The organism is Methanospirillum sp., assembly GCF_035560735.1.
Classification (GTDB): domain Archaea; phylum Halobacteriota; class Methanomicrobia; order Methanomicrobiales; family Methanospirillaceae; genus Methanospirillum.
Genome location: NZ_DATMYY010000268.1, coordinates 1 through 12,974 on the forward strand (window position 1 = coordinate 1; position 12,974 = coordinate 12,974).

Annotated in this window: 10 protein-coding genes; 8 read left to right on the forward strand and 2 right to left on the reverse strand. The window is 47.4% G+C overall.

Annotation, left to right across the window (positions count from 1 at the left end):
- Positions 1 to 60 precede the first annotated feature (60 nt).
- From crcB to VN429_RS07550, 8 genes are all read left to right on the forward strand, one after another.
- The gene (gene crcB, locus VN429_RS07515) at positions 61 to 438 is read left to right on the forward strand and encodes a fluoride efflux transporter CrcB (RefSeq protein WP_325631617.1); all 378 of its coding nucleotides are present in this window, start codon (positions 61 to 63) and stop codon (positions 436 to 438) included.
- Positions 426 to 788, forward strand: a complete 363-nt coding sequence (locus tag VN429_RS07520; RefSeq protein ID WP_325631618.1) for a fluoride efflux transporter FluC — start codon at positions 426 to 428, stop codon at positions 786 to 788. The genes crcB and VN429_RS07520 overlap by 13 nt, the downstream gene beginning before the upstream one ends.
- Before the next feature lie 14 nt (positions 789 to 802).
- Positions 803 to 1,108, forward strand: coding sequence for a DUF190 domain-containing protein (locus VN429_RS07525; RefSeq protein WP_325631619.1), 306 nt, complete (start codon positions 803 to 805; stop codon positions 1,106 to 1,108).
- Positions 1,109 to 1,210: 102 nt separating this feature from the next.
- The gene (locus VN429_RS07530; protein ID WP_325631621.1) at positions 1,211 to 4,321 is read left to right on the forward strand and encodes a DEAD/DEAH box helicase; all 3,111 of its coding nucleotides are present in this window, start codon (positions 1,211 to 1,213) and stop codon (positions 4,319 to 4,321) included.
- Complete coding sequence (locus tag VN429_RS07535) at positions 4,321 to 5,166, forward strand: SWIM zinc finger family protein (RefSeq protein WP_325631623.1); 846 nt, start codon at positions 4,321 to 4,323, stop codon at positions 5,164 to 5,166. The genes VN429_RS07530 and VN429_RS07535 overlap by 1 nt, the downstream gene beginning before the upstream one ends.
- Positions 5,167 to 5,265: 99 nt before the next feature.
- Positions 5,266 to 6,261 carry a hypothetical protein gene (locus VN429_RS07540; protein ID WP_325631625.1) on the forward strand — a complete coding sequence of 332 codons (996 nt, stop codon included), beginning with the start codon at positions 5,266 to 5,268 and terminating at the stop codon, positions 6,259 to 6,261.
- Positions 6,258 to 7,478, forward strand: coding sequence for an exonuclease SbcCD subunit D C-terminal domain-containing protein (locus VN429_RS07545; RefSeq protein WP_325631629.1), 1,221 nt, complete (start codon positions 6,258 to 6,260; stop codon positions 7,476 to 7,478). The genes VN429_RS07540 and VN429_RS07545 overlap by 4 nt, the downstream gene beginning before the upstream one ends.
- Before the next feature lie 39 nt (positions 7,479 to 7,517).
- The gene (locus VN429_RS07550; protein ID WP_325631631.1) at positions 7,518 to 11,198 is read left to right on the forward strand and encodes an AAA family ATPase; all 3,681 of its coding nucleotides are present in this window, start codon (positions 7,518 to 7,520) and stop codon (positions 11,196 to 11,198) included.
- Between the two features lie 13 nt (positions 11,199 to 11,211).
- Here VN429_RS07550 and VN429_RS07555 read toward each other — a convergent pair whose 3' ends face one another.
- Positions 11,212 to 12,486 (reverse strand): magnesium transporter MgtE N-terminal domain-containing protein, encoded by a 1,275-nt coding sequence (locus VN429_RS07555; protein ID WP_325631634.1) that lies wholly within the window; start codon positions 12,484 to 12,486, stop codon positions 11,212 to 11,214.
- An 83-nt stretch (positions 12,487 to 12,569) separates the two neighbouring features.
- Positions 12,570 to 12,902 (reverse strand): P-II family nitrogen regulator, encoded by a 333-nt coding sequence (locus VN429_RS07560; protein WP_109969265.1) that lies wholly within the window; start codon positions 12,900 to 12,902, stop codon positions 12,570 to 12,572.
- Positions 12,903 to 12,974: the final 72 nt, after the last annotated feature.

The following is a 12,974-nucleotide window of genomic DNA, read 5'->3' on the forward strand; positions in this document are numbered from 1 at the left end:
TCACTCATCTCTGTACTGAAGGAATAATCACCTTTCAGGCTCCCGCAGCCGGTGTATGATATGAACATTTCACTTTTTGATGAAGCACTGGTCTGTATCGGCGGATTCTGCGGAGCTGTCGGGCGGTACCAGATTAATGACTATATTCCTTCACTCCCCGGGACATTGGTTGTAAATGTTCTCGGATGTATCGCGATTAGTATCCTGATGTATAGTTCTATCTTTTTTGGAGCATTTGATAGAAAATCGCGCCTTTTTTTTGGTGTTGGGGTAATTGGATCCTTTACTACCTTTTCGGCCTTTGCATATCAGAGTTTTTCAGCCGGACCGGTTATTGGAGTCCTGAATATCCTGGCCAATATTCTGTTAGGACTTACCGGAGTATTTATCGGCCGGGTTATGGTTACAAATCCAAGAGGGTCAGCATGGATCACCTGATTCTTGTGGGGCTTGGCGGTGCGGCAGGCTCGTTATGCAGATTTGAGTTCTCTAAAATAGCCACGGTAAGGGGTATTCCTCTTGGAACTGCATTCGTAAACATTCTGGGAAGTTTGTTCTTCTCACTGGTTGCATTCTCCCGCTCTCCCGGAGATCTCTACTATTTCGTTGATGTGGGTGTGCTCGGGGGATTTACCACTTTTTCTACCTTCTCATTTGAGACATTCAGGATGTTTGAAGAGCAGAATTATCTGGTCATGACAGGTAATATCCTTATAAATCTCCTGGGAAGTCTGGGTGGAGTCTGCGCCGGATATCTGGTAATTACCGGTCTAGGGAGTGGTGTCTAATGTTATCTGAAGGAATGTTATTGCGTGTATATATTGCAGAGTCTGCGCGAATTGGGAAAAAACCGGCATACAAACATCTTGTAGACCTTTTTCATGAACGTGGTTTTCCCGGGTGTACAGTATTTCGTGGAATGGTGGGATATGGGCATGAACATACGATCCATTCCATTGATGTGTTGAATTTCTCGTTTGATCTACCGGTGGTTATTGATGTGGTTGATTCAAAGGAGCGGATTCTCGGTATTGCTGAAGAAATAGAAGGGCTGGTTGAGCATGGCCTCGTTGTCACCCAAGAGGTGATGATGGGCAGAAAACGGTGAGAACTTTATTTGATCACCGATTCTATTAGCCAGATTAATAGTAACACGATGAGGATGGGTATCCAAACACTCATCCTTTTCAACTCCGATGTATAAGCCCGCATGATCATCCTGCATGGGCTTTACTCCCCGGTTGTTCCCGATCAATTCATTCTCTTTGCAGAGGATACAACAATAAACCTGGAGAAGAGTCCTGCCCTCAAGCGGGGAAGGAAAGGCGAAAAGCCCACATTCCCTCTCCATCCCTTTGGTCTCTCATCTGCAGATCTATCTCTGTGCCTTGAACGCTGGAAGGTTCTCCCTTCCCGGTTTGAGGAGACCACATGTAATCTCTCCCTTCCCTCCCGGGAAATGGGAAAAACCCTGGTTTGTTCACCAGAATATTATCTCAAGAAAGGTCTTGAAGCTCCCCGCGCAATCGGTTTTTCCGAATGGTCAGTGCCTGCTATTAGGTTTCCTCTTGAGTACCTTCCTCAGGTTATTACAGGCATCAAAAGCCTTACTGGCGATTTATGTGTAATGGCTGAGTCACTAAAGTACTGGGCATCGGTGACTCAAGGAGGTCTTTGTCTGATCGCGTCCGGGCATTATCTTCCTGCATATCGGATGAACGGCAGATCGGGATTCCATGTACTCTGGGATCTTCATCCCGTTGAATCTGAACATGAAATGATACGGGCATTTCATACTGCAATCCCTCCATTTTGTGTGCCGGCTACCGGGTTTGGAGCTCATGACCCGTCACTTCATGAATATCAGGCCCAGGCTACGGTCTATACCTTTCTCACATCGCTGGTCAGGAGGACAATCTATGAAGCACTGGTCCGCCAGCCGGTAGACCTCCATCTGACACCTGCAGTTATGATTCAGCAGACCATTCCTCTGATCTTCTACCTGAGCCTTACCGGCCAGAGTTCACTTCTCGGGCTTGACTCTCTGATCCCGGCTGAGCACGGGGATGGCAAGAGACTTATCTCCTGGATGCAAAAACCCACAGACAATAAAATACTTGCAAAGATGGGTCTCGTGCTCCGGGTTCATGAACCTGAAAAAGAGCGTGTATCATGGTTGATCACCTACGAGTTGAGACCTGTTGATGATCTGACCTGTCTCATTCCTGCTGCAGAGATATGGTCTGGTGGTGATATTCTTTCAGAAACGCTCCCATCCCTGCGTATCCTCGAAGAGACCCTCCTGCAGGAACTGGGTCGGGGTTCAGCGGTTTCGAATTCAATTCTCCTCTCTCTGAGCAGTCCTGCTCCGGGAGGATTTACCCTGAGTACTCCTGACCTCTGGACATTCATGACCCATGATGTACCGTTGCTAAAAGAGATCGGTATCGAGACAATTGTCCCTTCATGGTGGGCAGAGCGGAAATCAAAACCTGTAATCAGGATCAGGGTGAGCAGAGATCCAAGTGCAGTTACCTGTTTTGGACTTGAGACTGTTGTCAGGTTTGACTATGAGGTTGCTCTTGGCGATGAGATCCTGACTCCTGAAGAGTTCCTCCAAAGAACTGATCTCAAAAATTCCATCATCAGAACCGGGGATGGGTGGATGGTCTGTCAGGCAGGCGACCTTGAGAAAAACCTCAGGCGGCTTCAGGATGCATATGCAGGAGAGACACTCCCGGCAGTTGATCTGTTAAGGCTCACAGCCCTTGCAGATGATGAAGAATCGTTTATCGAGGTTATCGGCGATGATTCCTGGAGCCAGGATCTTGTTATGAGTGCAAAGGGCGGGGCAGCCCTGCATGAGCAGGAGATTCCCTCATCGTTTGTCGGGGTACTTAGACCCTATCAGGTGAGTGGGTTTTCCTTCCTTCTTGCCGGAGCAGATCGAGGACTTGGTGTATGTCTTGCCGATGACATGGGACTTGGAAAGACACCCCAGACCATTGCTTACCTTCTTGCCCGTAAAGATGCCGGATGTTCAGGTCCTTCTCTCCTTATTTGTCCAACCTCGGTTGCAGGCAATTGGGAACGGGAGTTGCACCGGTTCTCCCCTTCTCTCTCTGTTTATATTCATCATGGAACCGGGAGGGAGAAGTCGGGTTTTTCAGATATGGCTTCTGCTCATGACCTTGTCATCACGACTTACCCCCTGGCGTCCCGTGATTCAGATCTTATCACTGCTATCAGGTGGAACAGTCTCATCCTTGATGAAGCCCAGAATGTAAAGAATCCCAGGACAAAACAGAGCCGGTCTATCTTTCTCTTCCAGGCAGATCACCGGATTGCCCTGACCGGAACTCCGGTTGAGAACCGACTTAGTGAACTCTGGTCTATCATGCAGTTTTTAAATCCCGGGTACCTTGGTTCTACACAACAGTTCAGGACCGGGTATGCTGTTCCTATCGAAAAGGATGGCAGCCAGGAAAAAGCTGAAGAACTTCGCCGTCTGATCCGCCCATTCATGCTTCGCCGTCTGAAGACAGACAAAAATATCATCAGGGATCTTCCGGAAAAGATGGAGTCGCGGGTCTTTGTTACCCTCACCAGAGAACAGGTTACCCTGTATCAGGCGATTGTAAACGATGTGAAACAGGCTGCAGAAAAGCTCACCGGTATTGCCCGTCGTGGTATGATCCTCGCAGCTCTTACAAAACTTAAACAGATTGCAGATCATCCGTCTCTATATACCCATGACGGGGTGACCGGATCATTCAGGTCTGGAAAGGTCAGACGCCTGATTGAGATGCTGGAGGAAGTGTCAGATGAGGGAGATGCTGCAATTATCTTCACCCAGTTTGCCTCATTTGCAACCCTCCTTCAGGGAGCAATTGAGGAGCATTTCCATTCTCCTGTTCTTCTTCTCACCGGGCGGACACGGCGTCATACCAGGGAGGATATGATCGCACGTTTCATGAAACCTGACGGGCCGAAATTTTTCGTGATATCACTCAAGGCAGGTGGAACAGGCCTGAACCTTACCCGGGCAAACCATGTCTTTCATGTTGACAGATGGTGGAACCCGGCTGTCGAAGATCAGGCAACTGACCGGGCGTTCAGGATTGGTCAGATCCGTGATGTCCAGGTTCATCTCATGGTCGCTGCAGGTACGCTTGAAGAACGGATTGATGATGTTCTTGCTGGAAAACGCGGTCTTGCTACCGAGATACTTTCAAGTGGGGAGGACTGGCTGACCTCGCTCTCTACTAAAGAATTGATGGATGTGATTACCCTGCGTGATGCTGTGTTTGAGGAGTACTGATGCCGCTTCATACAGCCCCGATTCCCCTGACTCCGATCCTTTCCTCACAACGAGGATCAGTAGGAGATACCTGGTGGGGCCGAAAATTCCTTGAAGTAATGCTGAAATCCAATGACTACATCAGGCTCAATGCTGGCAAATCCTATGCCCGCAACGGTCAGGTACAGTGGATAGAGGCTTCGCCATGCTCTGTTGAGGCCAAGGTTTCTGGTTCGTACATATATGCGGTCCGTATACGGTTTCTCCCGATTTCTGATGAATCCTGGAAGAAGATGCGAGCCCTCATCTCTGACGAAGCATCGTTTGCGGCACGGTTGATGGCAGGTTCGGTTCCAGAAGCGATGGAACGGCGGCTTGCTAAGGAACGACTCTCCCTTTTTCCCAAGGTGGATCCCAAGAGTAAAGGGTGCAATTGTCCTGACCGGGGAAGCCCATGCAAACATGAAGCGGCGATATATTTCCTTCTTGCAGAAAACATCGACAAGGATCCCTTCCTGCTCTTTCTGCTTCTTGGAAAAACAAAAGAAGAGGTCCTCTCCGGGCTGCGGGAAGCACGTTCGGTGCAGCCAGAGGTATCTGATAAACCTGAGGTTTTAGTTTTAAACTCAGGATCTTCAGACTCATATTATTGCATGGGAGCTCCGCTGCCTGATATATGCCCTGTTTCCAGCATTCTGGATGAACAGGGTATGAAAAAAGCCCTATATGATCAGCTAGGAAAATGCCCGGTTCCTCTTGGTGATGCCAGCCTGGGCGCTGTGATTGCGGAATTATATCCACGGGCAGCCAAGGTTGCTGCCAGGTGGGCCATGCAGATGAAGTCAGAAGATCCTGACTCTTCATGATTCCTGCATGGTGAAGTAGCGAAGGCATCTACTCTTTTTCCCATTTTTTTCAGGCTCCTTTCGGAGGAGTTATGCATGTAAAAGACAGATTGATCGTAAATGGTACTTGAGGAACGGATACCGGTGGAATCCGAGAATGTGGCAAAAGAGATCGTCCGTTACCTTAAAAAAGAGGGGATACCTGCCAGGATCACTACTGAACCAAGGATGACAGTCGCACTCATTCTTGCAGGGCGGTATGAGGATCTCAAGGCATTCTTAACTGTCTGCCAGGAGAAGCACAAGGAGCATGGGGCTGGTGGTGAAGATACCGATGGATATTCAAAAGAGTTCGATTCCTCTGTCTGGAAGAATACACTTGAGGCTCTCCATATTGAACAACATGCAGTCTCACAGATTCTGGACGAGCACGAGCCCGGTGATATCATCGGCTCACATATTTTTCAGAGTGTGTTTCTGAAAACCACACCCGAAAATGACAGTACTCTTGAAGAGTTTGCACGAGAATTAGCAACTGTCCGCACTCTCATCTCAAATCACCTGTGTGAGATCACCCAGCAGGGGTTTGTTCTTACCACCCTACCCGGACCTGGGAGTGTTACCCTGTACATCCCGTTTGATTATCCATTCCCGCCTGAAGAAGAGGTGTGCGACCGGTATCATGTTACCTGCATCAGACATTTCAGGGGTGAAATGGATCACGTGGTACTTATCGGCCCTGAAATCCTTCTTTTAGAGGATATTGAGGCATTTGTTATGTTTCTGTCAGAGAATGGTGTTGATCCGAGGTCACTTCTCAGTATCACCGAACGATGTATGTCCCGCCTTCGTATCACCCAGGAACTTATCGACCAGCTCTTTGATGCAGGAGAATCTTCTCTTGAGGATCTCAGACTCCTCTTTGTTGATGAGATAGCGACACAGGATGGCCAGGGTCATGTGCAGGACAGGTTTGGTCTCTCCCCTGAGTATGTTGACAGCCTGGTGAAAGACATGAGAAAGCTCGGTCTCGTGAAGGGCAAAGATTCTCGGATCAAGCCAGGTAATCCCTCAAAAATTAAATCTTCAACGAAACGGAAAGAACCGGTAGCATGAGGGTTCTCCATACTTCTGACTGGCACCTTGGTTCCTCGCTTGCCGGAAAAAAACGATACGATGAAGAAGAGGCATTCCTTAACTGGCTTATTAGCATAATTGATCGCGAATGCATTGAAACCCTCATCGTTGCAGGTGATATATTTGATTCAGGAACACCTTCAAACCGGGCACTTGAACTCTATTACCGGTTTTTGGGGAGGGCTGGAAAAACATGCTGCCGTCATATTCTGATTACTGCCGGGAACCATGATTCTCCGACCTTGCTGACAGCCCCTCAAGAATTGCTTTCAGCTTTGGACATTCATGTTGTTGGTTCGATACCATTAGCAGCAGAAGATGAGGTTTTCATCTTTACGAATATTGATAATGAACCCGACCTTGTGGTTTGTGCAGTTCCTTTTCTTCGTGATCGTGATATCAGGACAGCAGAGGCTGGTGAGAGCATTGAAGAGAAAAGATGCCGGCTTCTTGCAGGTATTGGAAATCATTATACGCAGGTCTGCGGGATTGCAGAGCTGCATCGGGAACGCCTTGGTAAAAATCTGCCTATCCTGGCGACCGGTCATTTGTTTGCGGCAGGAGGATGCACAGTTGCTGATGACGGGGTACGTGATCTGGCTGTTGGAAATCTCATGCAAGTCAGCACTTCTGCCTTTCCTGCCTGCATAGATTATCTTGCACTCGGTCACCTGCACCAGCCCCAGATCGTGGGTGGGGAGCCCTCTCGCCGATACTCGGGTTCACCATTTATGATGGGGTTTGGTGAGTCTGATCGGTGCAAAGAGGTTCTTATTGTTGATATCAGCCCTGAAATGCCGGTATATGTAACACCGGTGATCGTCCCTCGGTTCAGGGATCTGGTGCAGATTCATGGTGACGCTAATTATATCAGGGATAAACTAGGTGAATTGATCTTTTCCGGCAGACCTGCCTGGCTTGAAATCCTCCTCGAGGATACCGGAGCCGGGCCATCTGTGAGGGATGAACTCTACCGCATTGCTGAGGGATCTGCGATCGAGGTGCTCAAGGTAAAGCTCATTGATCCGGATACCGGGACAATCACCAGTTCTCATGATCAGGAATCACTTGAGGAGCTAAGTCCGGATGAGGTATTCAAACGCTGTCTTGATGAGGCAAATGAGCCTGAAGAAAATCGGGAAGAATTGATCGCTGCGTACCATGAAGTCCTAGCTGAAATTCAGGAAGGAGATTAGCATGCCCGGTGATCATACAGGATCTACTGGAGGTTTGTCATGAGAATTCTCACGGTCAGGTTTAAAAATCTCAATTCTCTTGCGGGTGAGTGGGAAATTGATCTGCAGGACCCTACCTTTACATCCTCTGGGATATTTGCCATAACCGGCCCGACCGGCTCGGGCAAGACCACGATTCTTGATGCAATCTGCCTTGCTCTCTATGGACAAACTCCCCGGCTTGCAAGTATTTCGGCAACAACCAATGAGATCATGACCCGGCATACCGGTGAATGCTTGGCTGAAGTTACGTTTGAGTCCTCTCATGGAATCTTCAGATGTTTCTGGCACCAGAATCGTGCAGGAAAGAAACCTGGAGGAAAACTTCAGTCTCCTGATCACGAGATAACTGATGCGAGAAGTGGCAAAGTCATCTCAACAAAAATAAAAGAGGTGGCTACAAAGGTCAGGGAGGTGACCGGGATGGACTTTCACCAGTTCACCAGATCGATGCTTCTAGCGCAGGGTGGATTTGCAGCATTTCTTGATGCAAAGCCTGATGACCGTGCCCCGATTCTTGAGCAGATTACAGGGACTGGTATCTATAGTGATATCTCTATCCGGGTTCATGAGCGGACCAGTAAGGAACGTGAGAGTCTTCAGCGTCTGGAGGATCAGGCAGGAGCAATTACTCTTCTTACTCCAGAAGAGACCAGGGCATTAACGACAGAAAAATCAGAGAAAGAGATTGCACTATCCGGAATACAGACGAAGATTACATTCCTTCAGGCGCATCTTGACCTGATTCAGAGGGTAAAAACATTACAATCTGAAATTAGGAAGATTGAAGAGCAGCAGAATGCACTGACATTCCGAAGGCAGGAGGCTGCCCCTGATATCCATCGTCTTGCCATGGGACAGAGAGCTGCAGTTCATGAGGCAGCATGGCGATCCCTTTCTGATCTTCGATCCCGGGAAAAACAACAATCAAAGAATATTGAGGATCTTCAGGCACGATGTACCACTCTGCTTGAAGCCCGGCGTATTGCAGAAGAAGCAGTTAGGGATGTAAAGCAGGCCTGCCAGAAGGCACAGGCTGAATTTGATGAGCAGCGTCCGATCATACTGCAGGTGCGTGAACTTGATGCCAGAATAGAAAGTGCATCAGAATCTTTTAAATCAGCGTCCGGAAATGTTGACGAAAAGAATCGACGTCGCACTGAACTCTTTACTGATCTTGAGCGACTTCAAGCAGAAAGGCTGGATCTTGAGGCACAAAAAGAGAGAGCTACCTCATACCTCACTGAACATAGTGGGGATGCACTGCTGATTAGTGCCTGTTCAGGTATTAGTGAAAGGCTTTCAGCCTGGCAGAAGAACGACAAAGATCTCAATGATTTGATTGTTTCTCTTGAAAAGGCCAAAAAAGCTCTCCTTCACGCCAGGGCCAGCCATGAAGAGGCAAAAAGGACCGTCCTTGATGGTGAGAGAAACCTTTCTGATAAAAAAGATGAGATCTCTGATCTGCGAAAACAGGCAGATATTCTCCTTCAGGGCTCTTTTATCGGTGATATCAGAAAAAGTGAGATAGAGCTCCGGAACCGGATAGAGCTCCTGAAGAGATTGCAGGAGGTGCTCTCATCAGAAGATGGACACCGGGCAGATCTGAAGATACTCACTACCGCTGCTGTTGAGTTAGAAGCATCAAAAAAGGAGCATGAACGACTCAAAGCTGATCTTGTCCTCCACCAGATCCGACAGGAGAATCTTGTTGAGTCTGAAGAGAAAGCCTTCCGAAGAGCCCTCATCATCAGGGATCTCACTGATCACCGTGTCCACCTGAAAAATGGTGACCCCTGCCCACTCTGTGGATCACGAGATCATCCATATAGTGCAGGTGAAATTCCTGATATTGACAAAGATGAGTCCGGGCTCACTATAGCCAGAAAGCAACTTACAGAGATTGTTAATGTAGTTCGTGATCATGATGTTTCTATTGCTTCAGTAACCAGCGAAATCGCCTCAAACCAACAGGAACAGATCCGGTTATCGAACCTGATCTCTGATGAAATGAAATCCTGGGCAGCAGGTGCTCAAGAACTTGATCTTGTAGTCGATCCCAAAGACCGAAATGAACTTGTGCAAAATACCCGGTTGAATACAGAAGAAATTCTATCCAGAGTCCTGGAGCAGATATCCGGATATGATGAATGTGATAAGAAGGTTCGAACTCTGGAACTGGACTATAATTCTGCAAAAGATCATCATTCATCAGTTCAGAAATCTCTACAGGATGCGCTATTTGCATGTAACAGTGCTGAAGCAGAAATAAGTCGCCTGCAGTCTGCAAAGGATGAGAGTGAGAGTTCCCTTTCTGCTCTTCATGAAGATCTCAAGGATTCTCTATCACCATTTCAGATACCTGACATCACCCCTGATTCTGTGAGAGAGATCACCTCTCTTCTCTCAGAAAGACGTGATGTGTATCAGAAAAATGATGAACAGATCAAGGCTGCAATTCCCCTGATTGCTGATCTTGATGGCAGGATAGCAGAGAAAGGAAATTCTATTTCTGTAATCGATGATGAGATTGCTTTTGCATCGGAAGATCTTCAGAAAAAGAAGAAGGCTCTTTCTGACATCCAGAATGAACGCAATACTCTCTATGGTGATAAAAACCCTCAAACTGAAGAAGAGCATCTGCTACGAGCGGTTCGAGCATGTGGGGAAGTTTTTGAGTCTGCCCGGAAGGTGGCAGAGCAAAAACGGGGAGAATGTGATACAATTGCAGGGCAGATACAATCACTTACTCTCTCTCTTGATGAGATAAGAAGAGAAGTCAAAGCCCGGACTGACTCATTCATTCAGGCGATACATAGTTCTGGCTTCCCTGATGAAGATTCGTTTGATTCCTCACTTCTTTCTGCCTCTGACCTCTCGGCTCTGGAAGCAATGATATCAGGATTTGAAAAGGAAGAAACCAAGCTTACTGCCCTGCAGAATGATAGGAGAAAGGCTCTTTTTGAGGCAGAGACTGAAGCAGCCGGATATGAAGATGCAGGAACTCAAAGTCCTGATGAATCCTTTCAGGAGGCTGTCCGTCTTCGTGATACACTTCAGGAAGCGATTGCCAGGATTGTTGTCCGGATTGACGATGATCGGAGAAAACGCGATCAGATCGCTGGCAGTCTCTCTTTGATAGTGGCACAGAAGCGGGAACTTGAAAAATGGGAGCGTCTGCACACTCTCATCGGTTCTGCAGACGGGAAAAAGTTCAGGGTCTTTGCACAGGGGCTTACATTTCAGATTCTGATAACTCAGGCAAACCGGCATCTTCAGATGATGACTGATCGGTACCTGCTCAGACCAGACCCACAAGTTCCTCTCAATCTAGCAGTCATTGACACCTGGCAGGCAGGGGATCACAGGAGTACAAAGAACCTCTCCGGTGGTGAGAGTTTTCTTGTAAGTCTCTCTCTGGCACTTGGTCTTTCGGGAATGGTTAGTAAAAATGTCAGAGTTGATTCGCTCTTTCTTGATGAAGGATTCGGCACCCTTGATGATGAGGCTCTGGATATTGCACTCGGGGTTCTATCTGGGCTCCATCAGGAAGGGAAACTGATAGGAATCATCTCGCATGTTCCTGCAATCAAGGAACGCATTTCTGCCAGAATAACCGTTGAAAAACGAAGTCATGGGAGGAGTGTGATAATCGCTCCCGGGTGCAGGAAGATTTCCTGATCTCTTTGGTTTTTTATTCAACCGGATGATGTCTGAGTTTCATGATATCGCGGTATGGGACCACTCCGATGATCTTTCCGTCCGGGTCTATTACCGGCAGAGCACGGAAATCGTACCTGGTAAATTCCTCTGCTGCGTCTTTGAGCGTGCTTTCGGTGGTAAGAGTGATCATCTCATATACCATGATGTCAATGAGGGCAGCATCGTCCTCTGCCTGAAGCAGTTCTTTGATATCAACAATCCCCCGCAGGATGTCTGAATCATCCACGATGTAGAGATACATGATGACATCTTTATCCCGTGCCAGATGGGCGTATTCATCCCTGACTTTTCCTACTTCAGCCTCAGGCGGAAGCATAATGAATCTGGTTGTGGTATAATCGAGGATGTTCTCTTCAGATTTTTCAAGGATGGATCGAACCTTCTTGGCCCTATCGGGAGTCATTGTGTCCAGGATATCCCTGGCATCGGTAAATGGAATCCCTTCAAGTATGTCAGCAGCCTGACCCGGTGTCATCTCATCTATTACAGCAACCGCCTTCTCACGGCTGAGCACTGAAACGATCTCACGCTGAATGGGTGGAGCAATCTCTTCAAGAGCATCAGATGCGGTGCTTGTGTCAAGTTCAGAAAAGACCACTGCACGCTGTTCCTGGTCCATATCCTCAATGATCTCGGCAATATCAACCGGATGCATCCGGGATAATTTATCTTTCAGAGACTTGATATTGAATCGCCGCTTTTCTTCGCCTGTTGCCGGAGGAAGGAGCTGGATATCCGTCCAGGGAACCAGCGTCCGCTCTTCATCCCTGCCGCCCTGTATAAACTCAGCCAGCCATCTAAGCCTGTACCTGCGAAGATATCCCATCTTGCTGAAATCAACCTCAAATACAAGGAGTTTGTTGAACATGTTGATGATAAGGTTGATATCATTTACCAGCCTGATCTCGTGATCTTCAAGATCTATTACCTTTTTGTTCAGAATGAACTGTTGTAGTGGTATCTTATCAGATTCAGGTTCAAGTTCAAAAGCATTCGATGATTCGGGGGCAATCTCTATTGTTGAATTATGAATTGAGATGATTTTTTCCCAAGGTACAAAGAGAGGTTTTTTTCCTGCTCTTTGAACGACAAAGTGGGTTACTTCCGGACACCGCAGTGTTTCGATTATGAGCAGATCCCGGATTCTTCCTATTCTTTTTCCGTTGGTTGTTACCTTTTTGGAAAGTAGTTCAGTATAGTATATTGAAACATTAATTGGTCGTGCGAATAGATCTCCTTCGATCATAAGCGGTCCGGTCCTGGTATATCTGTTTGGTGACCTGATGTCATAAGGGATGGCACCAGAATTTTTGAAAGGGGTAGAGGAGTTCAGAGGATCATATCCCCGTTTTCTCTGGTTTGAATTCTGATGGCTTCTTCTACCGGGATGATGAATATCTTCCCATCTCCGATATTTCCAGTAAATGCACTCTCACAGAGTATGTTTACAATCTCCTCCACAATATGATCGTCAACTACCATCTCGATCTTAACTTTTGGCATGAAATCATAGAGCGATTCAACATTATACTGGTTGATCTCTTTTGACGTCCCGCGGTACCATATGTCGTAGTTGATCATAGAGCCATGACCCATGGCTTTCATGGCATTTCTCACATCAGTAATCTTCTCAGCTCTGACGAAGGCTTCCACCTTTTTCATGGAAGCGAGATCTCTTCGGAAGGACAATATAGGTTTTGACAGGAATCTCTATAGTGAAATTGGGTATATGGG